26 protein-coding genes are annotated in these 23,980 nt (G+C 61.0%); 14 read left to right on the top strand and 12 right to left on the bottom strand.

The window, feature by feature from the left end; all coding sequences use genetic code 11:
* Nucleotides 1-442 (bottom strand): glycerate kinase (locus CFII68_RS16085; RefSeq protein ID WP_018605941.1); only part of this gene is annotated, 442 nt, incomplete at its 3' end.
* 304 nt (nucleotides 443-746) lie between these two features.
* Nucleotides 747-1,871, bottom strand: coding sequence for a sugar diacid recognition domain-containing protein (locus tag CFII68_RS16080; RefSeq protein WP_018605943.1), 1,125 nt, complete (start codon nucleotides 1,869-1,871; stop codon nucleotides 747-749).
* A gap of 181 nt (nucleotides 1,872-2,052) precedes the next feature.
* Here CFII68_RS16080 and CFII68_RS16075 point away from each other — a divergent pair, with 181 nt between their 5' ends.
* The 3 genes from CFII68_RS16075 to rarD all read left to right on the top strand — a co-directional run bounded on the left by CFII68_RS16075 (nucleotide 2,053) and on the right by rarD (nucleotide 5,709).
* The gene (locus CFII68_RS16075) at nucleotides 2,053-3,363 is read left to right on the top strand and encodes an MFS transporter (RefSeq protein ID WP_018605945.1); all 1,311 of its coding nucleotides are present in this window, start codon (nucleotides 2,053-2,055) and stop codon (nucleotides 3,361-3,363) included.
* Nucleotides 3,364-3,556: 193 nt separating this feature from the next.
* Nucleotides 3,557-4,576, top strand: coding sequence for an aldo/keto reductase (locus tag CFII68_RS16070; RefSeq protein WP_018605948.1), 1,020 nt, complete (start codon nucleotides 3,557-3,559; stop codon nucleotides 4,574-4,576).
* 248 nt (nucleotides 4,577-4,824) lie between these two features.
* Entirely contained in the window at nucleotides 4,825-5,709 is an 885-nt protein-coding gene (rarD, locus tag CFII68_RS16065) for an EamA family transporter RarD (RefSeq protein WP_018605950.1), read from the top strand.
* 177 nt (nucleotides 5,710-5,886) lie between these two features.
* Here rarD and hppD read toward each other — a convergent pair whose 3' ends face one another.
* Both hppD and CFII68_RS16055 read right to left on the bottom strand, forming a co-directional pair.
* The gene (gene hppD, locus CFII68_RS16060; protein WP_018605953.1) at nucleotides 5,887-6,963 is read right to left on the bottom strand and encodes a 4-hydroxyphenylpyruvate dioxygenase; all 1,077 of its coding nucleotides are present in this window, start codon (nucleotides 6,961-6,963) and stop codon (nucleotides 5,887-5,889) included.
* 248 nt (nucleotides 6,964-7,211) lie between these two features.
* The gene (locus CFII68_RS16055) at nucleotides 7,212-8,156 is read right to left on the bottom strand and encodes a DMT family transporter (protein ID WP_018605957.1); all 945 of its coding nucleotides are present in this window, start codon (nucleotides 8,154-8,156) and stop codon (nucleotides 7,212-7,214) included.
* Between the two features lie 227 nt (nucleotides 8,157-8,383).
* On the opposite strand from CFII68_RS16055, the gene CFII68_RS16050 reads away from it, so the two are divergent.
* The 3 genes from CFII68_RS16050 (at nucleotide 8,384) to CFII68_RS16040 (ending at nucleotide 11,603) form a co-directional block, all read left to right on the top strand.
* On the top strand, nucleotides 8,384-9,247 hold the full coding sequence (locus CFII68_RS16050) for a LysR family transcriptional regulator (protein ID WP_018605958.1): 864 nt from the start codon (nucleotides 8,384-8,386) through the stop codon (nucleotides 9,245-9,247).
* A gap of 234 nt (nucleotides 9,248-9,481) precedes the next feature.
* On the top strand, nucleotides 9,482-11,026 hold the full coding sequence (locus CFII68_RS16045; RefSeq protein ID WP_018605961.1) for an EAL domain-containing protein: 1,545 nt from the start codon (nucleotides 9,482-9,484) through the stop codon (nucleotides 11,024-11,026).
* Nucleotides 11,027-11,237: 211 nt separating this feature from the next.
* Nucleotides 11,238-11,603 carry a histone-like nucleoid-structuring protein, MvaT/MvaU family gene (locus CFII68_RS16040; protein ID WP_013693615.1) on the top strand — a complete coding sequence of 122 codons (366 nt, stop codon included), beginning with the start codon at nucleotides 11,238-11,240 and terminating at the stop codon, nucleotides 11,601-11,603.
* A gap of 111 nt (nucleotides 11,604-11,714) precedes the next feature.
* Here the strand turns inward: CFII68_RS16040 and CFII68_RS16035 are convergent, their stop codons facing one another.
* A complete protein-coding gene (locus tag CFII68_RS16035; RefSeq protein ID WP_018605975.1) occupies nucleotides 11,715-12,242 on the bottom strand; it encodes a DUF4946 domain-containing protein in 528 nt (175 codons plus the stop codon).
* A 195-nt stretch (nucleotides 12,243-12,437) separates the two neighbouring features.
* Between CFII68_RS16035 and gloA the strand changes: the two genes are divergently transcribed.
* Entirely contained in the window at nucleotides 12,438-12,959 is a 522-nt protein-coding gene (gene gloA, locus CFII68_RS16030; protein WP_018605977.1) for a lactoylglutathione lyase, read from the top strand.
* A 279-nt stretch (nucleotides 12,960-13,238) separates the two neighbouring features.
* Here the strand turns inward: gloA and ahpF are convergent, their stop codons facing one another.
* From ahpF to galU, 4 genes are all read right to left on the bottom strand, one after another.
* Nucleotides 13,239-14,801, bottom strand: coding sequence for an alkyl hydroperoxide reductase subunit F (gene ahpF, locus CFII68_RS16025; RefSeq protein WP_018605979.1), 1,563 nt, complete (start codon nucleotides 14,799-14,801; stop codon nucleotides 13,239-13,241).
* A 123-nt stretch (nucleotides 14,802-14,924) separates the two neighbouring features.
* The gene (ahpC, locus tag CFII68_RS16020) at nucleotides 14,925-15,488 is read right to left on the bottom strand and encodes an alkyl hydroperoxide reductase subunit C (RefSeq protein WP_014337814.1); all 564 of its coding nucleotides are present in this window, start codon (nucleotides 15,486-15,488) and stop codon (nucleotides 14,925-14,927) included.
* A 266-nt stretch (nucleotides 15,489-15,754) separates the two neighbouring features.
* Nucleotides 15,755-17,110 carry a glutathione-disulfide reductase gene (gene gorA / locus CFII68_RS16015; RefSeq protein WP_018605982.1) on the bottom strand — a complete coding sequence of 452 codons (1,356 nt, stop codon included), beginning with the start codon at nucleotides 17,108-17,110 and terminating at the stop codon, nucleotides 15,755-15,757.
* 387 nt (nucleotides 17,111-17,497) lie between these two features.
* Nucleotides 17,498-18,337, bottom strand: coding sequence for a UTP--glucose-1-phosphate uridylyltransferase GalU (gene galU / locus CFII68_RS16010; protein WP_003182953.1), 840 nt, complete (start codon nucleotides 18,335-18,337; stop codon nucleotides 17,498-17,500).
* A gap of 234 nt (nucleotides 18,338-18,571) precedes the next feature.
* Here galU and CFII68_RS16005 point away from each other — a divergent pair, with 234 nt between their 5' ends.
* Together CFII68_RS16005 and CFII68_RS16000 are read left to right on the top strand one after the other, a co-directional pair.
* Nucleotides 18,572-18,787, top strand: coding sequence for a hypothetical protein (locus CFII68_RS16005; protein ID WP_018605984.1), 216 nt, complete (start codon nucleotides 18,572-18,574; stop codon nucleotides 18,785-18,787).
* 115 nt (nucleotides 18,788-18,902) lie between these two features.
* A complete protein-coding gene (locus CFII68_RS16000; RefSeq protein ID WP_014337812.1) occupies nucleotides 18,903-19,184 on the top strand; it encodes a hypothetical protein in 282 nt (93 codons plus the stop codon).
* Here CFII68_RS16000 and CFII68_RS15995 read toward each other — a convergent pair whose 3' ends face one another.
* On the bottom strand, nucleotides 19,185-19,415 hold the full coding sequence (locus CFII68_RS15995) for a hypothetical protein (RefSeq protein WP_018605985.1): 231 nt from the start codon (nucleotides 19,413-19,415) through the stop codon (nucleotides 19,185-19,187). It lies immediately after the preceding gene.
* Between the two features lie 110 nt (nucleotides 19,416-19,525).
* Complete coding sequence (locus CFII68_RS15990; protein WP_018605987.1) at nucleotides 19,526-19,876, bottom strand: hypothetical protein; 351 nt, start codon at nucleotides 19,874-19,876, stop codon at nucleotides 19,526-19,528.
* A 202-nt stretch (nucleotides 19,877-20,078) separates the two neighbouring features.
* Between CFII68_RS15990 and CFII68_RS15985 the strand changes: the two genes are divergently transcribed.
* From CFII68_RS15985 to ada, 5 genes are all read left to right on the top strand, one after another.
* The gene (locus CFII68_RS15985) at nucleotides 20,079-20,381 is read left to right on the top strand and encodes a DUF1883 domain-containing protein (RefSeq protein WP_014337810.1); all 303 of its coding nucleotides are present in this window, start codon (nucleotides 20,079-20,081) and stop codon (nucleotides 20,379-20,381) included.
* Nucleotides 20,382-20,410: 29 nt separating this feature from the next.
* A complete protein-coding gene (locus tag CFII68_RS27695) occupies nucleotides 20,411-20,581 on the top strand; it encodes a hypothetical protein (protein WP_018605991.1) in 171 nt (56 codons plus the stop codon).
* Between the two features lie 270 nt (nucleotides 20,582-20,851).
* Nucleotides 20,852-21,568, top strand: a complete 717-nt coding sequence (locus CFII68_RS15980; RefSeq protein WP_018605993.1) for a 2OG-Fe(II) oxygenase — start codon at nucleotides 20,852-20,854, stop codon at nucleotides 21,566-21,568.
* Nucleotides 21,555-22,235 carry a DNA oxidative demethylase AlkB gene (gene alkB / locus CFII68_RS15975; RefSeq protein WP_018605996.1) on the top strand — a complete coding sequence of 227 codons (681 nt, stop codon included), beginning with the start codon at nucleotides 21,555-21,557 and terminating at the stop codon, nucleotides 22,233-22,235. Before CFII68_RS15980 ends, alkB begins: the two co-directional genes overlap by 14 nt.
* Before the next feature lie 87 nt (nucleotides 22,236-22,322).
* Entirely contained in the window at nucleotides 22,323-23,396 is a 1,074-nt protein-coding gene (gene ada / locus CFII68_RS15970; RefSeq protein ID WP_018605998.1) for a bifunctional DNA-binding transcriptional regulator/O6-methylguanine-DNA methyltransferase Ada, read from the top strand.
* Here ada and CFII68_RS15965 read toward each other — a convergent pair.
* A complete protein-coding gene (locus CFII68_RS15965) occupies nucleotides 23,360-23,848 on the bottom strand; it encodes a GyrI-like domain-containing protein (RefSeq protein ID WP_018606000.1) in 489 nt (162 codons plus the stop codon). The genes ada and CFII68_RS15965 overlap by 37 nt on opposite strands.
* Nucleotides 23,849-23,980: the final 132 nt, after the last annotated feature.

The raw sequence follows: 23,980 nt of genomic DNA on the forward strand, positions 1-23,980 counted from the left end.
CCTGCATCGCCCCGGCACCGGCGTCGTTGGTGGCACTGCCGCCGATCGCCAGGATCACCCGGCCGGCGCCCTCATCGAGGGCAGCGCGAATCAGCTCGCCAGTGCCATAGGTGCTGCTGGAACAGGCGTCGCGTTGCTCCGGCGGCACCCGTTGCAAGCCACTGGCCTCGGCCATTTCGATGATCGCGGTGCGGCTCTCGGCCAACCAGCCCCAGCGCGCCTCGACGGCGACACCCAACGGACCGCGGACCCGGGTGCGGCGCCACTCACCGTGACAGGCCGCCAACACCGACTCCACCGTCCCCTCCCCGCCGTCCGCCATCGGGCATTTGATCAACTGCGCATCCGGCCAGACCTCGGCCAGCCCCTGGGCGATGGCATCGGCGACGCCCTGGGCGCTGAGGCTGTCCTTGAACGAGTCGGGGGCGATGACTATTTTCATATTATTCTCCGGTTCCGATGCACAGCATGCTGCCAGTTGACCGCAGCCGTGACGCCGGTCCGCTGCACAAAAGGCACTGGGCATTATTGTTCAAATTCACAAATACCGGTTTTCCAGGAAGATTCAGGTTGAAGCTGCCGGCCTCATCGCGAGCAGGCTCGCTCCCACACAGGCCTGCGTGAACTCAGGATCTGCATACAACACAGACCTATTGTGGGAGCGGGCTTGCTCGCGAAGGTGGTGCATCAGTCGACTTCAAGGCTGCTGACACGACGCCTTCGCGAGCAAGCCCGCTCCCACAGTTTTATATCGGTGTGCTCTCGGTCTGGGGCAATAGTTGCACCCCCAGGTACAACGCCAGCATCCCGTCCAGGCGCAACGGGTCCACGCCGCTGAGTTCGGCGATGCGCTCCATGCGGTAGCGCAGGCTGTTGCGGTGGATGCCCAGGGCGTCGGCGCAGGCCTGGCTCTGGCCGTCGTGTTCGCACCAACTGCGCAGGGTGGCGAGCAACTGGCCGTTGCTGTCCTTGGCGATGACCTTGCGCAACGGGGTCAGCAATTCGTCCAGGGCGTCGTCGCTGCGATGGCGCCAGAGCAGCACCGGCAGGCGATAACGGTTGAGCGCCAGCAAGCGCGATTGCGGCAACACATCACGCCCATAGGCCAGCAGATCAGCCACCCGCCGATAGCAACGCCGCAAGCCCGCCAACCCTTCAGCCTGGCCGCCCACCGCGATCCGCAGGATGTTCCAGCCCAGCCCATCGAGCTTGCCCAGCAGCCGTTCGTTCTCCACCGAGGCGGTGACCGGCCGACACCACAATAAGGAAGATTTGGACGAGGTCAGGCACCAACTGTCCGGGTAGCGCGACATCAACCACGCGCTCAACGTCTCGACGGTCTGCCCGGGCCCATGTTCCAGGCCCAGTTCGAACAGATACGGCACCCGCGACAATTGCGGTTTGAGGCCCATTTGCCGGGCTTCGTCCAACAGCCGTGGCGAATCCCCGGCATCGCCCAGCAGCAACGCCAGCAAGTCATCGCAGCGCTGCCGGCGCCATTGCTGCTCGGCCTGCTGGTTGCGCTGGCCCACCAGCATCTCGGCAGTCATGCGCACCAGCTCGGCGTAGGTACGCAGTTGCGCAGGCTCGCCGGTGATGCCCAGGACGCCGATCAGTCGTTGATCGAGCATCAGCGGCAGGTTGATCCCCGGCTGCACGCCCTTGAGGTGCATCGCGGTGTGCTCGTCGATTTCCACCACCCGGCCATTGGCCAAAACCAGTTGCGCGCCCTCGTGACGGGTATTGACCCGCTCGCGCTCGCCGCTGCCGAGGATCAGGCCCTGGTTGTCCATGACATTGACGTTGTACGGCAGGATCGCCATCGCCCGGTCGACGATGTCCTGCGCCAGATCGTGATCGAGTTCGAACATGGGCGGTGTTCCTTGCAGGCGGCGTGGATTGTTGTAGGCATGGGTTTGGTCAGGCGCACAGGGTCTGCATTCAAACCCTGTGCTCGGGCACAAAGACACGGCCCCCTGGGCTGGCCGAGACTCAAGGGGCGGTCAACGTTACCCCTTGGCTCGCAAAAATCATAATAAAGAGAGACCCGCCATGTCCCAGAGCGCAACAGCCCTCCTGGCTACCCCCGACGAAAAAAACACCGTCTACAAGCGCATCACCCTGCGCCTGATCCCGTTCATTTTCATCTGCTACCTGTTCAACTACCTCGACCGGGTCAACGTTGGCTTCGCCAAGTTGCAGATGCTCGACGCTTTGAAATTCAGCGAAACCGTGTACGGCCTCGGTGCCGGGATCTTCTTCATCGGCTACGTGCTGTGCGGCGTGCCGAGCAACCTGGCCCTGACCAAGTTCGGTCCGCGGCGCTGGATCGCGCTGATGATGATCACCTGGGGCACCCTGTCGACGTGCCTGCTGTTCGTCACCACCCCCACCGAGTTCTATACCTTGCGGCTGTTCACCGGCGCCGCCGAGGCCGGGTTCTTCCCTGGCGTGGTGCTTTATCTCTCGCAATGGTTCCCGACGTTCCGACGGGGCCGGATCATGGCGTTGTTCATGTCGGCCATCCCGGTGTCCGGCCTGCTGGGCAGCCCGTTTTCCGGGTGGATCCTCAACCACTTCGCGGCCGGCCAGGGCGGCCTGGCGGGTTGGCAGTGGATGTTCCTGCTGCAAGGCATTCCGACGGTGATCCTCGGGGCGCTGGCGTTCTTCCTGCTCAGCGACACCTTCGCCAACGCCAAATGGCTGACCGACCAGGAGCGCGACGTGCTCACCGCCGACCACGCCGAAGACCTGGCCAACAAACCAAAGACCGCCACCGACTCGCTGTTGGCGGTGTTCAAGAACCCGGTGATCTGGGCCTTCGGCCTGGTGTACTTCTGCATCCAGAGCGGCGTGTACGCGATCAACTTCTGGCTGCCGTCGATCATCAAGAGCCTGGGTTTTGGCGACAACCTGGTGATCGGTTGGCTGAGTGCGATCCCTTACCTGTTGGCGGCGGTGTTCATGTTGCTGGTGGGCCGCTCGGCGGACCTGCACAAGGAGCGCCGCTGGCATCTGGTGGTGCCGATGCTGATGGGCGCCGTCGGGCTGCTGATCGCCGTCAACTTCGCCACCACCCCGGCCATCGCCATCATCGGCCTGTCCATCGCCACCATGGGCGCCCTCACCGGCCTGCCGATGTTCTGGCCGGTGCCCACCGCAATGCTCAGCGCTGGCGCGGCGGCCGGTGGGTTGGCGTTGATCAACTCCATGGGGCAGATGGCGGGGTTCCTGAGCCCGTACCTGGTGGGTTGGGTCAAGGACGCCACCGGCTCGACCGACGCGGCGCTGTACCTGTTGGCGGGCGTGATTGTCTGCGGCAGCCTGCTGGCGTTGCGCATGACCCGCACCCTACGGGCCTGACACCAATCCCTTGTGGGAGCGGGCTTGCTCGCGAAAGCGGTGTATCAGTCAATATCAATGGCGACTGACACGACGCCTTCGCGAGCAAGCCCGCTCCCACAGTTGATTTGGGGGCGTTTGAGAATTCTATTTGATCCACGCGACGGTTCTGGTATTTGATTGAGCCTTTCCCCATGGATAAAAGGATCTTGTCATGAGCTACCGCACGCTAGGCCATTCCGGGTTGCAAGTCTCGACGCTGACCCTGGGCACGATGATGTTCGGCGAACAGACCAGCACCGAGGATTCGCTGCGGATCATCGACAAGGCCTGGGACCAGGGCATCAATTTCATCGACACCGCGGATGTCTACACCAACGGCCGTTCCGAAGAGATCGTCGGCGAGGCGATCGCCCGTCACCGCCAGGAATGGGTGCTGGCCACCAAGGTCGGCTTCGGCCCGCCGGACGGCATGCCCAACCGCAGCGGCCTGAGCCGCAAGCACATCTTCAATGGCATCGAGGCGAGCCTGACGCGCCTGGGCACCGATTACCTGGACATCTATTACCTGCACCGTGAAGACCACAACACCCCGCTGCACGTTACTGTGTCGGCCATCGGCGATTTGATTCGCCAGGGCAAGATCCGCTACTGGGGCCTGTCGAACTACCGTGGCTGGCGCATCGCCGAAGTGATCCGGATCGCCGACAGCCTGGGCATCGACCGGCCAGTGATCAGCCAACCGCTGTACAACATCGTCAACCGCCAGGCGGAAACCGAGCAGATCACCGCGGCGCAGAACTACGGCCTCGGCGTGGTGCCGTTCAGCCCCCTGGCCCGAGGCGTGCTCAGCGGCAAGTACGCGCCAGACGTGGCGCCGGACGCCAACAGCCGTGCCGGCCGCCAGGACAAACGCATCCTGGAAACCGAGTGGCGGGTCGAGTCCCTGCGCATTGCCCAGCAGATCCTGCAATACACCCAGGGCCGTGGCGTGGGCATCATCGAGTTCGCCATCGCCTGGGTGCTGAACAACAGCGCCGTGACCTCGGCCATCGTCGGGCCGCGCACCGAGGAGCAGTGGGATTCGTACACCAAGGCGCAGGCGGTGAAGATCAGTGCGGAAGATGAAGCGTTCATCGATTCGCTGGTGACGCCGGGGCATGCTTCGACGCCGGGGTTCAACGATGTGAGCCATTTCGTGCCGGGGCGGGTACCTGTGGGGAGCAAGGCTTAGTGGGAGCAAGGCTTGCCCGCGATGAACGATAATGCGGCTCACCTGTTGAACCGCGGCGTGACTATCGCGGGCAAGCCTTGCTCCCACAGGTTTTGCTACCGCAGGCCTTGCTCCCACAGGTTTTGCTACCGCAGGCCTTGTTCCCACAGGTTTTGCTACCGCAGGCCTTGTTCCCACATGACTCGCTCCCACAACCAACAACCCTGCCACAGGTAAGGTGTTGATTGATCGCCCTCAAGAGAATCACCGTGTCCAAAGGCATCGTTCTATCGGTCTCGGCCTCCGCGCTGTTCGCCGTCATGTACTACTACACCTCGTTGCTCTCACCGCTGACCGGCGTGGAGATCTTCGGTTGGCGCATGCTGCTGACGATGCCGTGCATGACCGCCTTCCTGCTGGTGACGCGGGACTGGCACCTGGTCACGGCGCTGATCCAACGCCTGATCGCCACGCCACGGCTGTTGATCGCGGCGATCGCCTCGTCGGCCCTGATGGGTGCGCAACTGTGGTTGTTCATGTGGGCGCCGCTCAACGGCTACAGCCTGGACGTGTCGCTGGGGTACTTCCTGCTGCCGCTGTCGATGGTCCTGACCGGGCGCATCGTCTATGGCGAACGCCTTTCCTACCTGCAGAAAGTCGCCGTGTTCTTCGCCACCCTTGGCGTGTTCAACGAGTTGTACCAGGTGGGTGGTTTTTCCTGGGCAACCTTGCTGGTGGTGATTGGCTACCCGATCTATTTCATCCTGCGCAAACGCATCAAGACCGACAACCTGGGCGGCCTCTGGCTGGACATGACCCTGATGCTCCCCCTGGCACTGTGGTTCGTGCAAAGCGGCGAACAGGGTTTCGACGTGTTCGATCAATACCCGTGGCTGTCGCTGCTGATCCCGGTGCTCGGGGTGATCAGCGCCAGCGCGCTGGTGTCCTACATCGTCGCCAGTCGATTGCTGCCGTTCAGCCTGTTCGGGCTGTTGAGTTATGTCGAACCGGTGCTGCTGCTGGGCGTTGCGCTGCTGTTGGGCGAAAGCATCAAGGCCGGTGAATGGCTGACCTACATCCCCATCTGGATGGCGGTGGCGGTGCTGGTGTTCGAAGGGTTCAAGCACTTGGTGCGGCAGCAGCGCAGGGCCTGAGCCTACATCGAACCTGTGGGAGCGGGCTTGCTCGCGAAAGCGGCGTGTCAGGCGCCATTTATATCGACTGATACACCGCTTTCGCGAGCAAGCCCGCTCCCACATTCGGGACTGCATCGGCAACAAAAAAAGCCCGCCCGACATCACTGCCGGGCGGGCTTTTTCATGGCTCAGGCCTTACTCGGTCGCCAGCACACCACGACGCACCTGGTCGCGCTCGATGGACTCGAACAGCGCCTTGAAGTTGCCTTCGCCGAAACCATCGTCGCCCTTGCGCTGGATGAATTCGAAGAACACCGGCCCCATCAGGGTTTCCGAGAAAATCTGCAGCAGCAGGCGCTTGTCGCCCTGCTCGGAAGCACCGTCCAGCAGAATGCCCCGCGATTGCAGTTCATCGACCGGTTCGCCGTGGTTCGGCAGGCGGCCTTCGAGCATTTCGTAGTAGGTGTCCGGCGGCGCGGTCATGAAGCGCATGCCGATGCTTTTCAGGTGATCCCAGGTCTTGATCAGGTCGTCGGTGAGGAAGGCCACGTGCTGGATGCCTTCGCCGTTGAACTGCATCAGGAACTCTTCGATCTGCCCGGCGCCCTTGGACGACTCTTCGTTCAACGGGATACGGATCATGCCATCCGGGGCGGTCATGGCCTTGGAGGTCAGGCCGGTGTATTCGCCCTTGATGTCGAAGTAGCGGATCTCGCGGAAGTTGAACAGTTTCTCGTAGAAGCCGGCCCAGTAGGCCATGCGCCCGCGATAGACGTTGTGGGTCAGGTGGTCGATGATTTTCAGGCCCGCGCCCACCGGGTTGCGATCAACGCCCTCGATGAACACGAAGTCGATGTCATAGATCGAGCTGCCTTCGCCAAAACGGTCGATCAGGTACAGCGGCGCACCGCCGATGCCTTTGATCGCCGGCAGGTTCAGCTCCATCGGGCCGGTCTCGATGTGGATCGGCTGGGCACCGAGTTCCAGGGCACGCTTGTAGGCCTGTTGCGAATCCTTGACCCGGAACGCCATGCCGCACACCGAAGGACCGTGCTCGGCGGCAAAGTACGAGGCCACGCTGTGGGGTTCGTTGTTGAGGATCAGGTTGATCGCGCCCTGGCGATACAGGTGCACGTTTTTGGAGCGGTGGGTGGCCACTTTGGTGAAGCCCATGATCTCGAAGATCGGCTCCAGGGTGTTGGGGGTCGGGGATGCGAATTCGATGAATTCGAAGCCCATCAGGCCCATGGGGTTTTCGTATAGATCTGCCATGTCGGCGCCTCATCATTGCTCAATTAACAAAAAACGTTAGTTGCTGGCGATGCTGAGGACACGGGGCGGCGCGCAGGAAATGCCACGAACGCTGCGGGCGAGGAAATCGCCATAGATCAGTTGAAACCCAAGTATCTTCATTGTCGACCCAAGGCTCTTGCGGGCGAGGCTTCTGCTGCCAGAAGACGTTATTCTTATATGCGTAAATCGATTCTACACAGCGTAACCAGGTTTGTCCGCCTTCTGTATCAAATCGCCTTTTCCTTCGACCGCGCAAGGGGTTTGTTGCACAGGAAAATCCCCACCAGGATCACGCCCCCGCCGACACACATCAGGGCCGTGAGCCGTTCGTCCAGCAGCAGCGCCCCCAGCAGTACCGCCGTCAGCGGGTTGAGCGCGATGAATACGCCGGAGCGGGTCGCGCCAATCCGACGAATGCCGTCGTACCAGGCGATATAGGCCAGTGCCGAGCCCAGCACGCCGAGGTACAACAGGCTCAGCCATTGCTCCACGTCCAGACCGCGCAGGGCTTCAACGCGGACTTCTCCCGCCGCCGCGCAGGCCAGCCACAGCATCAGCGTGCCCAGCAGAATCGACCAGGTCACGGTCTGCAAGGGGCCGAGGCTGTCGTTGAGTTTTTTCGAAAACAGCGAATAGATGCCCCAGCCCAGTACGCAGCCAAAAATCAGCAGGTCGCCGATCCAACCCTGCTCTGCGCCTTGCAACAAGGACGGATCACGACTGACGATCACCAGCCCCGCCCCACCGATGCAGAGCACGATGCCCGCCACTTTCAAGCGGCTCAGCCGCTCCTTGAACAACCACCAGGACGCCAGCCCGATCACCGCCGGGTTCAAGGCCACGATCAGCGAGGCCCGCGACGCATTGATGTACTGCAAGCCATAGAAGAAGCACAGGTTGTAGAAAAAGATGCCGAAGAACCCCAGCGCAGCCAACTGCAGCCCCTGCTTCACACTGGGCCTGACCAGCGGGATCCCGGCCAGGGCGAGAAACGCCAGCAGCGCGATACTCGCCAACAGGAACCGCAGGCTGGCGGCAAACATCGGCGCCAGGGCATCGGCAAGGATCCGGCCGGCCACGAAGGTCCCGCCCCAGATCATGGTGACCATGGCGAGCTTCAGGTAGACCGGCAGGTCTGACGGGGTTGGGAGGGTTTGTTCGAGGGTTTTCATGGTTGCACCACGGCACGCTAATGAGAACAACGCAAAACCTGTGGCGAGGGGGATTAATTGTGGGAGCAAAGCTTGCTCGCGATGAAGGCGGCGCGATTCAGCAGGCAAACCGAGTCATCGTTCATCGCGAGCAAGCTTTGCTCCCACAGTGAAATCCCCTCGCCACAAGGTGTTGGATACCTCATTATTTGCCTCATGCCTGATCATCGTAAAATGAGTAATCCCTCATGACCCTCACCCAACTCGAAATCTTCTCCCTGGTCGCCGAGCTGCGGGGGTTCACGGCGGCGGCCACACGATTGGGCATCGGCCAGTCAGCGGTATCCCACGCCATCAAGTCCCTGGAACAAGAATTGGGTGTGGAATTGCTCAGGCGTCATCAATCCCAGGTGGAACTCAGCGACATTGGTCAGCAATTGCTGCTGCGGGCCCGGGCCATGCTCGGGCTGGCCAACACCTTGCGCCAGGAAGCCGCCGATGCCCGGGGCATGCGCCGCGGCACCTTGCGCATCGGCTCGTTCGGGCCAACGTCATCGATGAAACTGTTGCCCGGTATCCTGCGGCGCTATCGAGACTTGCATCCCGGCATCGAAGTGCACATCGACGAAGGGCCCGACAGGCAGGTCCTCCAATGGCTGGACGAACGGCGGATCGACGTCGGCTTCGTGGTGCTGCCCGAGGACCGTTTCGATACGTTCATGTTGATGGAAGATCAGATGGTCGCCCTGCTGCCCACTCACCATCCCCTCGCCGCCCAGGCCAGCCTGAGCCTCAAGGACCTGTGCAACGACCCCTTCGTGCACACCGAGGCCGGATCATCGGAGCTGGTTTCGCGCCTGTTCAATGCCGCCCGGCTGACCCCGAACGTGCGTTTCCGTTGTTCGCAATTGCTCAGCACCCTGGATATCGTCAGGCGCGGTGAGGCAGTGAGCGTGGTGTCCGAAGGCTCGTTGCCGGAGGGCGAAAGCCTGGGTTTCGTCGCACGCCCCTTTTCGCCGCGGGTGCCACGGCAGATCGGCCTGGCGGTATTGGACAGCCGCCAGGCCTCGCCCGCCACCCTGGCGTTTATCGAGCTGGCCCGGCAGTCATGAGCCCGGCATCAAACCTGGGGGAGCCTGGCATTGAACCTGTGGGAGCAAAGCTTGCTCGCGATGAAGGCACCTCGGTTCTCCAGGTGGACCGCATGATCGTTCATCGCGGGCAAGCCTTGCTCCCACAGACCTCGCTCCACAGTCATGCTGCGGTCAGCAAGCACCCGGCAAGCCATCTATCATGGTCGGCATCCGACGATTCCCCCTCGCCCCCTTTCTTCTCAGGTTGTGCCGATGCCCTTGACCGCCACCCGCTCGCACACCCGGCCCCGTCGCTATCTCGTCACCCTGCTGTGCGGCCTGGTGCCGATGCTGTCAGGGCTGGCCATTTTGTACATGCAGGCCGAACGGACACTGGCGCAACACACCCGGCAGACCGCCGAGGAACTGGTCAGGCAGATCGAGCTGATGCTCGACAACACCGCCTTGGCGGCCCGTGAACTATTGCCCCTGGCCGGCCAGCCCTGCGAAGCGGTGAAGCTGGCCTTACGCGAACAAGTGACGCGCCGGCCCTTTGTCCGTTCGACCAACCTTATCTGGGACAACAACCTCTATTGCAGCTCGCTGTTCGGTGCCTTCGAGGAACGCGTCAACCCGAGCGACTACCATCAAGGCAGCTTGTGGCTCATGGGCGGCAACCCGGTCACGCCGGACACCGCGCTGCTGATTTACCGGCTCAACGAGGGCCATCAAGGCGCCTTGGCCACGCTTAACGGGTACCACCTGACGAACGTCTTGCACTTGATCGGCCGCCAGACCCGGCTAAGGCTGCAAGTCGGGACGAACTGGCTGGCGGCGGACGGCAAGGTCCGGCCAGCGCCCATGCCCGGGCTGCCGGTCGCCCAGAATGAACTGGGGTCATCGCGCTATGCCTTCAATGTAGAAGCCGGCTTCGACGAGGGCGAGACCTGGCGCTACATGGCCAGGGAATATCCGCCGCTGTTCAGCTTGCTGATGTTCTTCGGCGTCGTGGCCGGGATCCTCGGGCACTGGCTGCAAAAACGCGCCTCCTCGCCCAGTCGTGAACTGCAACGGGCCCTGGAAGCCGGCGAGTTCGTGCCCTATCTGCAACCGATCGTGCACAGCGACAGCAAACGCTGGGCCGGCGTCGAAGTGCTGATGCGCTGGAACCACCCCAAGGAAGGCCTCGTTCACCCCGACCTGTTCATTCCATTCGCCGAACACAGCGGCCTGATCGTACCGATGACCCGGGCGCTGATGCAGCAAACCATGCACCTGCTGGCACCGCTGGCGCCTCAACTCGAAGCGCCGTTTCATGTTGGCATCAACATCACCGCCCGCCACTGCCAGGATCTGGCGCTGGTGGACGATTGTCGCGAATTTCTCGGCGCCTTCGCGCCCGGTACGATTGCCCTGGCGCTGGAGTTGACCGAGCGCGAGTTGATCGAACCTACGCCCGTTACCCGGCAACTGTTCGACCAGCTGCGGGAATTGGGCGTCAAGATCGCCCTCGACGATTTCGGCACGGGTCATTCCAGCTTGGCGTACGTGCGCCAGTTCAACGTGGACTTTTTGAAGATCGACCAGAGCTTTGTCGCGAGGATCGGTGCCGATACGCTGTCACGGCACCTGCTCGACAGCATCATCGAACTGTCGGGCAAGCTGGGCCTGGACATGGTGGCCGAGGGCGTCGAAACCGTCGAGCAAAGCGACTACCTGAGCGCCCATGGGGTGAACTTTCTACAGGGTTATCTATTTGGTCGACCGATTAGCGGGCAGGCGTTCATTGAGACCGTGACCGACCTTAATGGCAGTTAACCGCCGCCGATCTATTGACGACGATGCCCAACTGATAAAAAATTTTGCTGTTGTTACATAACGAAAAAGTTACGATTTACACTTTCCGGATTAACTACTACAATTTTTCTACCTGTGCCAGATAGCAGGAGAGTCATTAACACCAAGGCGCTCGGCTTATAGCTTTGTTTGCGGTTGGTATCAGCCAAATATTTTGAATGGAGTAACGATTTTGTCCAGACTCGCTGAATTTCGTGCAGCCGAAAAGGCCCTTCAAGAACAGCTCAAGCAGTTGGAATCACTGAAGAACGATGCCGGGCTCAAGAAGGAAATCGAATTCGAGGAAAAGCTCCAGGGACTGATGAAAACCTACGGCAAGAGCCTGCGCGACATCGTCGCGATCCTCGACCCGAACCCGTCCAAGGCGAGCCTGCAATCGAGCAAACCCATCAAGACCCGCCGTGCGCGAGTGGTAAAGGTTTACCAGAACCCGCACACCGGCGAGTTGATCGAGACCAAGGGCGGCAATCACCGCGGCCTCAAAGCCTGGAAAGAACAGTACGGTGCAGCTACCGTCGATTCCTGGTTGCGTGGTTGACAGTGCGTGGTTGACAGCCCCCATGATGCAAAAAAAAGCCCTGAATACACTCAGGGCTTTTTTATGGGCTAAACTTTTGGATTAAACCCCGAGCGTATTACGCTGACGGCGTTATAGTTTCAAACTGTTTCGCACCGACTGTATTTCATCCTGGCTTTCAACAAACACCTGCGCCTGCCCTGCATAGGACAGCACATAAGCCTTGCCCTCATTTAGTGCCGCGACGAGTGCCTGAGACAATACATGTCGTCCGTTTTGCGTGATCGTGCAAGTGGTTTCCAATGCAGTTACGCCGCCCAACATGGAAGCATGGATCTTATTGCACACACTTTGGTAACCGCCCTGGAAAAAATCCTTCTGGATCGATTTGCGCATTTCCAGCAACACGCCTTGCAAGTTGACCTGGTGATCGGGTTCTACGGTGGTCGTGGTCAATTCCATGACCATCACCGCATTGCCTGCCGAATCGCTCTTGGTTGCACGTTGTCGCAAGGGGCCCGGCGCCGCGGCGTCGGCGGGCAGTGGCTCGACAACCCAGCCTTGGGGCCAGGCGATCTGCGGTTCGTCCGCCTGGACGCCGCCGACACTCGCAATGCAGGCAAACAGCAGGACAAACAGCGAAAGGAACGGTCGAATCATTGCGTTGGCACTCAAGGGCGAATCGTAAAGTCTGAAGCCCGAGGCAGAAGCAGGCAATAGCCACACGCGGTTTGGCGACACCGCGCCCCTTGCGTATCATGCTCGCACCTGCAAGGAAGCCGTCTGACGCAAGCCCAGGAACCGTCGCAACCACGCTTGCGACGCCGTTTGCCCCACTTATTTTCCGGAGGGCCCATGAGCCTGCACGAACTCAATACTTTCCCTGGCGTCACCGCACAACCTGATGCCGCCACGACCCAGTTCGTCTTCAACCACACCATGCTGCGGGTCAAGGACATCACCCGGTCCCTGGACTTCTACACCCGCGTGCTGGGTTTCTCGCTGGTGGAGAAACGCGACTTCCCGGAAGCCGAGTTCAGCCTGTATTTCCTGGCACTGGTGGACAAGAGCCAGATCCCGGCGGACGCGGCGGCGCGGACCGAATGGATGAAGTCGATCCCTGGCATCCTGGAACTGACCCACAACCACAGCACCGAAAGCGATCCGGCCTTCGCCTACCATAACGGCAACACCGACCCACGCGGCTTCGGCCATATCTGCATCTCGGTACCGGACGTCGTCGCCGCCTGCGAGCGCTTCGAGGCACTGGGCTGCGATTTCCAGAAACGCCTGAACGACGGCCGCATGAAAAGCCTGGCCTTCATCAAGGACCCGGATGGCTACTGGGTTGAAATCATCCAGCCTGCGCCGCTGTAAAACTCTCCACCGTCCATTGTGACAGCGCGATAGCGGTTTGCCTGTCGACAGTGATGCTGGATTTGAGGGCCTCTTCGCGAGCAAGCCCGCTCCCACACTGGATCGCTGTCGTACGCAAAACCTGTGAACGACGCGGTCCAGTGTGGGAGCGGGCTTGCTCGCGAAGGAGGCAACTCGATATAACAGGGTGAACACAACGCCTGCCCCACAGACAATGCGCAAACATAAAAACCCCATGAGCCAGGCCCATGGGGTTTTGTTTTTTCAGCTATCGACTTTTCAGGCCGGCGCAGAGGTACGGATCAGGTGGTCGAAGGCACTCAGCGAAGCCTTGGCGCCCTCGCCCACGGCAATCACGATCTGCTTGTACGGCACGGTGGTCACGTCACCGGCGGCGAACACGCCAGGGATCGAAGTTTCACCCCGGGCATCGACGATAATCTCACCCCGCGGCGACAGCTCGACGGTGCCTTTGAGCCAATCGGTGTTGGGCAACAGGCCGATCTGCACGAAGATCCCCTCCAGCTCCACGTCCCGTACTTCACCGCTCGGACGGTCCTTGTAGCGCAAGCCGTTGACCTTCTGACCGTCTCCAGTCACTTCGGTGGTCTGGGCGTTGGTAATCACCGTCACGTTCGGCAGGCTGTGCAGTTTGCGCTGCAATACCGCGTCGGCACGCAATTGCACATCGAACTCCAGCAACGTGACGTGGGCGACGATACCGGCCAGGTCGATGGCCGCCTCGACGCCGGAGTTACCACCGCCGATCACCGCCACGCGCTTGCCTTTGAACAGCGGACCGTCGCAGTGCGGGCAGTACGCCACGCCCTTGTTGCGATACTGCTGCTCGCCCGGCACGTTCATCTCGCGCCAGCGGGCACCGGTCGCCAGGATCACGGTCCTGGCCTTGAGGCTCGCACCGCTGGCGAACTTGATTTCATGCAGCCCGCCGTCCTTGCCTGGCACCAGGCCGTCGGCACGTTGCAGGTTCATGATGTCCACGTCGTACTGCTTGACGTGTTCTTCCAGGGCGACGGCCAGTTTCGGCCCTTCGGTTTCCTGGACCGAGATGAAGTTCTCGATGGCCATGGTGTCGAGCACCTGGCCGCCGAAACGTTCGGCCGCCACGCCAGTGCGGATGCCTTTACGGGCCGCGTAGATCGCCGCCGAAGCACCGGCCGGGCCACCGCCGACCACCAGCACATCAAAGGCGTCCTTGGCGCTGATTTTCTCGGCCTGGCGTTCGATACCACTGGTGTCGATCTTAGCGAGAATCTCTTCCAGGCCCATGCGGCCCTGGCCGAAGTTCACACCGTTGAGGTACACACTCGGCACGGCCATGATCTGGCGTTCATCGACTTCAGCCTGGAACAGCGCGCCGTCGATGGCGACGTGGCGAATGTTCGGGTTCAGCACCGCCATCAGGTTCAGCGCCTGGACCACGTCCGGGCAGTTCTGGCACGACAGCGAGAAATAGGTCTCGAAGTTGAACTCGCCCTTGAGGAAGCGGACCTGTTCGATGACGTCGACACTGGCCTTCGAAGGGTGACCGCCCACTTGCAGCAAGGCCAACACCAGCGAAGTGAATTCGTGCCCCATGGGAATGCCGGCAAAACGCAGGCTGATATCGGCTCCCGGGCGATTCAACGAAAACGAAGGCTTGCGCGCATCGCTGCCGTTATCGAGCAAGGTAATCTGATGGGAAAGACTGGCAACGTCTTGGAGTAACGCGAGCATTTCCTGGGATTTCGCACCGTCGTCGAGGGAGGCGACGATCTCGATCGGCTGGGTGACCCGTTCCAGGTATGACTTCAACTGAGCTTTAAGATTGGCGTCCAACATACGGGCGATTTCCATTTTTTGAATTCAGAAAAAACAACGCCCGAGCGAATCTCGCCCGGGCGTTTTGTGGGGCGAAGCGGCTTACTTGATTAAGAGCGGATCGCCCTCGGATGACTCACAGACTTAGATCTTGCCGACCAGGTCCAGGGACGGAGCCAGGGTGGCCTCGCCTTCTTTCCACTTGGCTGGGCAGACTTCGCCCGGGTGAGCGGCAACGTACTGAGCGGCCTTGATCTTGCGCAGCAGCTCGGAAGCGTCACGGCCTACGCCGCCGTCGTTGATTTCAACGATCTTGATCTGGCCTTGTGGGTTGATCACGAAAGTGCCGCGGTCAGCCAGGCCGACTTCTTCGATCAGCACGTCGAAGTTGCGCGAGATGACGTGGGTCGGGTCGCCGATCATGGTGTACTGGATCTTGCCGATGGCTGGCGAAGTGTTGTGCCAGGCAGCGTGGGCGAAGTGAGTGTCGGTGGAGACGCTGTAGATCTCGACGCCCAGCTTCTGGAACTCGGCGTAGTTGTCGGCCAGGTCTTCCAGCTCGGTTGGGCAAACGAAGGTGAAGTCAGCCGGGTAGAAGAACACGACAGACCATTTGCCTTTCAGGTTAGCGTCCGATACTTCGACGAATTCGCCGTTTTTGAAAGCGGTAGCGTTGAACGGTTTAACTTGGCTGTTGATGATAGGCATTGATGTTTCTCCATCAGGGTTGGAAGTTGATGGAGAGGATCTTAACCACTCATCCCCAGGCTGGCTCATTGGCAAACCTGATGTGAATGATTGGTTTTGGCTATCAGGAATCTATATAGATAGAAAAAATCTGTAGGAGCTGGCGAAGCCTGCGATCTTTTGATCCTTTGATCTTTCGCTTGAGATGCAAGTGTCTGGGGAAAGATCGCAGCCTCGTTGCACTCGACAGCTCCTACACAGCTCTTACGCAGCTCTTACGGGTCGCTTCAGGCGACGGGCGTACGCATCGTCACGAACTCTTCGGCGGCGGTCGGGTGCACGCCGATGGTTTCGTCGAAATCGCGCTTGGTGGCGCCAGCCTTGAGGGCAATGGCCAGCCCCTGGACGATTTCACCGGCATCCGGCCCGACCATGTGGCAACCCAGCACCTTGTCGGTCCGGGCATCCACCACCAGTTTCATCAGGGTGCGTTCCTGGCATTCGGTCAAGCTCAGTTTCATCGGCCGGAAGCGGCTTTCGAAAATCTCGACCTCATGCCCCTCCTCCCTGGCCTGCTCTTCGGTCAGGCCAACGGTGCCGATGTTCGGCAGGCTGAACACGGCGGTGGGAATCATCCGGTAATCCACCAGGCGATACTGCTCGGGCTTGAACAGACGTCGCGCCACCGCCATGCCTTCGGCCAGGGCAACGGGGGTGAGCTGGACGCGACCGATCACGTCGCCAATGGCGAGGATCGACGGTTCAGCGGTCTCGTATTTTTCGTTGACCTGGACAAAGCCCTTCTCATCCAGCGTGACACCGGTGGTTTCCAGACCCAGGTTGTCGAGCATCGGCCGCCGACCGGTGGCGTAGAACACGCAATCGGTGAGCAACGTTTTGCCATCCTTGAGCTCGACCCTGAGGCTGCCATCGTCCAGTTTTTCGATGGACTTGATGTCAGCGTTGAATTGCAGGTCCAGGCCACGACGGGTCAGCTCTTCTGCCAGGTGCTTGCGCACCGCGCCGTCAAAGCCGCGCAGGAACAGCTCACCGCGATAGAGCAAGGACGTCTGCGCACCCATGCCGTGGAAGATCCCGGCGAACTCCACCGCAATGTAGCCACCGCCCACCACGATGACGCGCTTGGGCAGTTCCTTGAGAAAGAACGCCTCGTTGGAGCTGATGGCGTGCTCGCGCCCCGGAATGTCCGGGATCACCGGCCAACCGCCTGTGGCGATCAGGATGTGCCTGGCGGTGTGGCGCTGGCCATTGATCTCGACCTCGTTGGGCCCGGTCAGCCTGGCATGACCTTCGTGCAGCACAACGCCGCTGTTGACCAGCAGGTTGCGATAAATCCCGTTGAGGCGATTGATTTCCCGGTCCTTGTTGGCGATCAGCGTGGCCCAGTCGAAACTCGCCTCGCCCGCCGTCCAGCCATAGGCCGACGCCTGCTCGAAGTCCTCGGCGTAATGCGCGCCGTAGACCAGCAGTTTTTTCGGCACGCAGCCCACGTTCACGCAGGTCCCGCCCAGGTAACGGCTTTCCGCCACGGCCACCTTGGCGCCGAAACCGGCGGCAAACCGCGCAGCCCGCACACCACCGGAACCGGCGCCAACCACATACAAGTCAAAATCGTAGGCCATTCTCTATCTCCTTCGGCAGGTCATCAGCATACCTGCTGTTTTCACCTGAGGCAGCGTTGCGATGGTTATGGGGGTGGAAAATGGAAAAGCCAGGTGGCCAGGCGCGAGTGCCCTCCTGTAGCGTAATGATTACCTAAGGCCTACCTCATTCCTGTGGCGAGGGGATTTATCCCCGTTGGGCTGCACAGCAGCCCCAAAATCCAGATGCAATCAGCCTGATACACCGCAGTTGCAGGCTTTAGGGCTGCTGCGCAGCCCAGCGGGGATAAATCCCCTCGCCACAGGGTTCTGTGTGTTTTTCGCACTGAGTGAAACTGCTGGAGGGTTTTCCAGATAAAAAAACGCCCCGAACCAGTCGGGGCGTTTTTCAAGGCGTGGCGCAGGCTATCAGTAAGCCTTGCCCGTCTTGTAGAAGTTCTCGAAGCAGAAGTTGGTCGCGTCGATGTAGCCTTCGGCGCCACCGCAGTCGAAACGCTTGCCTTTGAACTTGTAAGCCATGACGCAGCCGTTCTGGGCCTGTTTCATCAGGGCGTCGGTGATCTGGATTTCGCCGCCCTTGCCTGGCTCGGTCTGTTCGATCAGGTCGAAGATGTCCGGGGTCAGGATGTAGCGACCGATGATCGCCAGGTTCGACGGCGCGTCTTCAGGTTTTGGTTTTTCAACCATGCTGTGAACGCGGTAGATGTCGTCGCGGATCATTTCGCCGGCAATCACGCCGTACTTGTTGGTTTCCTGCGGATCGACTTCCTGGATCGCCACGATGGAGCAGCGGAACTGCTTGTACAGCTTGACCATCTGGGTCAGGACGCCGTCGCCTTCGAGGTTGACGCACAGGTCGTCCGCCAGGACCACGGCGAACGGTTCGTCACCGATCAGTGGGCGGCCGGTCAGGATCGCGTGGCCCAGGCCTTTCATTTCGGTCTGGCGGGTGTAGGAGAACGAGCACTCATCCAGCAGCTTGCGGATGCCGACCAGGTATTTTTCCTTGTCGGTGCCCTTGATCTGGTTTTCCAGCTCGTAGCTGATGTCGAAATGGTCTTCCAGGGCGCGTTTGCCGCGGCCGGTGACGATGGAGATTTCCGTCAGGCCCGCATCGAGGGCTTCTTCGACGCCGTACTGGATCAGTGGCTTGTTCACCACCGGCAGCATTTCTTTGGGCATGGCTTTAGTCGCTGGCAGGAAGCGAGTACCGTAACCGGCTGCTGGGAACAAGCATTTCTTGATCATATAAGTCCTTGAAAAGGCGGTGTGTACGAGTTTCGGCGCAGTCTAATCAGGCGACGGGCACCTTACAATGCCCGCACTGGCCAACCGGTGCCATCATAGAGAAATAAAAAACGGCGGATAGTTCAATCGCCTTTCGTTTCGATGGCTGCAGCGGACCCACTGTACGCCAGTAGGCGCTGTTTGCGAGCATTTGACGTATCATGTCGTCCTTGATCACGCCAATGAGGCAGCTAGATGTCGGCAACAAGAAACGCAAACGGTTATTCGGTCAGCCAGGGCAAGGACGGCCAGTGGTGGATTATCAACTACCACGGCGAGCAAGTCGCCGGTCCCTTGCCTAGCAAGGCCATGGCAGTGGAAGTGGCTGCGGTATTCCAGGACGAACGCGCGGCTCCGGCGGCGAAAGAACGCGACACCGCCCCCGCCCGCAGCCCCCGCCGCAAGAAATAACCCCCCAAGCCTCTAGTAAATGCCACCCGGGCATTGAACGAGGCTTGTTTAGCTGTACCGCAATGGCCATTCGCTATAACCTCGCCGTTGCCCTTCCCTTCTCGATGACGATCCCATGAAGACACTTCTGGCGCTGTTTACAGTCCTGGCCCTGGCGGGCTGTGCCTCGGCCGAAAAAACCTACCTGAACAACGGCGAGCAAGGCCTGGCCATCGACTGCTCGGGCGAGGCCAACTCCTGGGCGACGTGCTACGAAAAGGCTGACGCGTCCTGTGCCGGTACTGGCTATCGCATCGTCGGCACCGACGGCACACCCCAGGCCAAGGAAAGCGAGAAGACCCTGGGCGTCGACGTCGGCAATTTCACCAGCCGCAGCGTCGTGGTGGTGTGCAAGTAGTCAAATGTGGATCTCGGCGAACTTGATGCCCAGCCCGCGCAAGGTTTCGATCAGTTCATCGAGACGGGCGAAGGACTCGACTTCGTCCAGGTCATCCACCAGGAAAAAACTGCGCCCGGCGCTTTTCTTGAAGAACACAATCCATTCGCCCGGGCTCGCCGGGTTCTGAATCACATGGGTGGCACAGATAAGACCTTCTGCATGGCGCTCGCGCACCTGCTCGCGTTTCATCGACTGACTCCATAAATGACAATGCCGCCAACGTGAACCGTGGCGGCATTTTTTGTCGAGGGGCAGCAGTTTATCCGATGCCCGGCCCGCTCGTCAGGCGCTGAGTGTGATCAGCCGGAAATGCAGGCGTTGGCCGCATCCTGCACATCGCCCGGGCGCACCGGTACGTTGGACAGGCTTTCGTGCAGCTTGATGCTGCTGCCACTGGAGCGCTCGTCAATGTCGAACACCGCCGCCGGCAGGGTCGACAGTTTGCCCGGGACGATCAGTCGTACGCCGTTCTTGTGCGGCTCCATTTGCAGCGAGCCACGGCTGCTGGCCAGCTTGTCGGACACACACTTGGCATATTCGTGAGGCTTCTTTCCGGAGATGACGCTCATGGTGGGGGGCGTCTGGTTGATGTCCGATACCGATGCACATCCACTCATGGCCAATGCCAACACCCACACGCTGCGCTTCATATGATTCCTCCAATAAAGATCCTCCGACAGTGCAGACGCCGTTTTTCTCCGGTGCCGCACCGCTTTTTTTTCCCGCTTCCTGCGATAAATGAACAAAGCCTGGAGCGCGGGCCGGATATTAACACTCGGGGCTGATAAACTGCGCATCATTGCCCCTTGCTATCGTTTTGATTTTGTAGAAAAAGCCCTTCTGGAGGCGCCCATGAAATTCATTCACCAGCGCGAGCACCTGAACGAAGACGACATCGTCGTCATCGAATGCTCCCAAATGTGTAACATCCGTTTGATGAACGACGCCAACTTCCGCAGCTTCAAGAACGGCGGCCGGCACACGTATCACGGCGGCGCGTTCGACACCTTCCCGGCCCGGATCACTGCCCCTAGCACCGGTTTCTGGAACATCACCATCGACACCGTCAGCCACCGTGCAATCAGCGTCACGCGCAAGCCGACCCTGACCCACAAGATCAAAATCATCCGGCGTTCCAGCTCGAAACTGAGCTGAATCGCCCCTTATTCAAGACAGGCAAAACCGTGGCCCAGACGACCAAATACGTCATCAAGTACAAGCTCAACGACGAACGCCGCTTCGAATTCGCGCAACTGGAAACCGGCACCGAGGAAGAAGCCAGGGCCGCATTGCAAAAGCTGCATGGCCAGACCGACGATGTGATCAGCGACGTCAAGGTCAGCAAAGCGCTGTAACAGCTCATCAAACTGTTTTTGTGCGAGGGTCATCCCCATTGTGGGAGCAAGGCTTGCCCGCGATGAAGGCGCCTCGTTCACCCCGACAGAACGCGTTGCCTTCATCGCGGGCAAGCCTTGCTCCCACAGATAATCCTCTCGCCACAGGGTGACGGGTGTGTCAGCTCAGGATAGGTGAGCGCTCGGCCGTTGACACACCGCAAGATCCGGAGTGCCAGCCGTCAAAGCACTCCCCAGACTGACCAGTCCTTTCTACCAAGGATTGTCATCATGTCCCTACCCTCGCTAATCCAATGCATACACGACCTGGACTGGCCCACCTTGGAGAACAGTCTCGACCAGGACGGCTGTGCGGTCATTCGCAACCTGCTGCCAACAACACAATGCCGGCTGCTGAGTGGTCTGTACGCCGAACCCGGGCTTTTTCGTTCGCGGGTGATCATGGTCCGCCATGGATTCGGGCGCGGCGAGTATCAGTATTTTCGCTATCCGCTGCCCGACCTCATCCAACAGCTGCGTCAGTCGTTGTACCCAATGCTGGTGCCGCTGGCGAACCGCTGGAATGAATGCATGGGCCTGGAGGTGCGCTACCCCCACGCACACGCCGATTTCATCCAGCGCTGTCACGCCGCCGGGCAACAGCGCCCTACGCCGTTGTTGCTGCAATACGGTCCGCAGGACTACAACTGTCTGCACCAGGATCTGTACGGCGAGCAGGTGTTCCCGTTGCAGGTGGCGATCCTGCTGTCGGAACCGGGCCGGGATTTTACCGGCGGCGAATTTGTCCTCACCGAACAGCGCCCGCGCATGCAGTCGCGGCCTCAGGTCATCGATCTGAAACAGGGCGATGCCGTGGTGTTTGCCGTGCACCAGCGGCCCGTCAAAGGCGTTCGCGGGTATTATCGGGTGAACATGCGCCATGGCGTCAGCTGCGTACACAGCGGCAGGCGGCACACCTTGGGAATCATTTTTCATGATGCGCAGTAATGACACACCGCTCACCTTGGACCTGTTCGCCGACCAGGCGCCCACCCCGCCAGGCCAGGTCGAGCAGATCGGCCAGCAAGCGTACGTGTTGCGCGGATTCGCCCTGCCCTGGCTCGAGCGCTTGCTGCCGGCGCTGGACAGCGTCTTGCAGGCAGCGCCGTTCCGGCAGATGGTCACGCCCGGCGGCTTTACCATGTCGGTGGCCTTGAGCAGTTGCGGTGCGCTGGGCTGGACCACCGACCGCAGCGGCTATCGCTACACCGCCCACGATCCGCAGACCGGCCAGCCCTGGCCCGACATGCCGACGGTGTTTCGCGAACTGGCCCAGGCCGCCGCCCGGCAGGCGCACTTCGAGCATTTCGAGCCCGACGCCTGCCTGATCAACCGCTATGTGCCCGGCGCGCGGATGTCGCTGCACCAGGACAAGAACGAGCGCTCCTTCGCCGCGCCCATCGTCTCGATGTCCTTGGGCCTGCCGGCGGTGTTCCAGTTCGGCGGCTTCGAGCGCAGCGACAAAAGCCTGCGCATCCCGTTGTTCCATGGCGACATCGTGGTCTGGGGCGGCGTGGACCGCTTGCGTTACCACGGCGTGCTGCCGCTCAAGGAAGGCCAGCACCCGCGCTTGGGCGCCCAGCGGATCAACCTGACGTTTCGCACCGCCGGATGAAGGTGCAGAATTCAACCGCAAGACCCGGAGTGTTGCCATCTCGCAGGCTCGCTAATGTAGCCAAAACGGGCCAATGGAATAACGACCATGAACAGCACTTCGAACACTCTCGCCCCTGAACTGGATCCTCGCTGGGCCGCCGTGCTCGCCCGCGATCCTCGCGCCGACGGCACCTTCGTCTATGGCGTGAAAACCACCGGCATCTATTGCCACCCCAGCAGCCTGTCGCGCCTGCCCAACCCGCGTAACGTCGAGTTCTTCGACACGCCGGAGCAAGCCCAGGCAGCCGGCTACCGGCCCAGCAAGCGCGTGGCCCGGGACCAGACCCAGATCGCCGCCCAACAAGCGGCACGGGTTGCCGCCGCTTGCCGGCAGATCGAGGCGGCCGAGGAACTGCCAGGCCTGAATGAACTGGCAGAAAGCGCGGGCTTGAGCCCCTTCCATTTTCATCGGGTCTTCAAGGCTGTCACCGGCCTGACCCCCAAGGGTTATGCCGCCGCCCACCGCTCACGCAAGGTACGCGAACGCCTGGCCGATGGCGGCACGATCACCGAGGCGCTGTACGACGCCGGTTTCAACTCCAACAGCCGCTTTTATGAGGCTGCCGACAAGGTGTTGGGCATGAAACCCGCCGACTACCGCGCCGCCGGGCAGAACACCGACATCCGTTTCGCCGTCGGCCAATGCGCCCTCGGGGCAATCCTGGTGGCGCAAAGCGAGCGTGGCGTGTGCGCGATTCTGCTGGGGGACGACCCGGACGCGTTGGTGCGCGACCTGCAAGACAAATTCCGCCGGGCCAACCTGATCGGTGCCGACCGCGAGTTCGAGCAATTGATCGCCCAGGTGGTTGGCTTCATCGAAGCGCCGGCCCTGGGCCTGGACCTGCCCTTGGACCTGCGCGGCACCGCCTTCCAGGAGCGGGTCTGGCAAGCCTTGCGGGACATTCCCGCAGGCAGCACCGCCAGCTACGCCGAGATTGCCCAGCGCATCGGCATGCCCAAGGCCGTGCGCGCCGTGGCCCAGGCCTGCGGCGCCAACAGCCTGGCGGTGGCGATCCCTTGCCACCGGGTGGTGCGCAGCGACGGCAACCTATCGGGCTATCGCTGGGGCGTGGAGCGCAAGCGTCAGTTGTTGGCGCTGGAACGCTCGTCCGGGGATTGAATGCCAATGTAGATCGCCACCGAGTCGGGGCCGCTGTAGACCTCGAAATCGGTGGTGAAACGGCGCAATGCCTGCGGGTTATCCGCGAAGTACGCCCAGATCAGGCCCCAGGTCTGGATCACGCAGTCGGGCATCGGCCCCTTGGCCGCAAACACCAGGTAGTCCCCGCCCTCGATGTCCACGGCGGGATAGCCTGCGCTGGTCGCATCCACCTGCACCCCGGCCGTCACATCGAAGTGGCCGGTGGCGTCGGACTCGTAATTGGAATACACCCCGTAGACGAACGACTCCGACTGCCGGGCCGGAATCGTGTCGAACAGCCCTTCGTTGAAGAACTGCTGCCACATCGGGCCGATTCGGGCGGTGTCGGGCTGCTGCTCGTCGGTGTTGCGGGTACGCACCTGCAAACCGGCCACGGTGAAGGGTTCGACGGTCTTGAGTTTCACGTCCATGGGTTGGGCTCCTTGATGTATGAAGCCCGCATGGTAACCCTCACGGCGTCGGGATCAAGCGGCGAACGCGGGATTGAAAAACTCGACTGGCCCTCGCCGCCCCACACCTGCTAAAAACGCTGTTTCCTTCTG

The organism is Pseudomonas sp. CFII68, from assembly GCF_000416195.1.
Taxonomy (GTDB): Bacteria; Pseudomonadota; Gammaproteobacteria; order Pseudomonadales; family Pseudomonadaceae; genus Aquipseudomonas; species Aquipseudomonas kilonensis.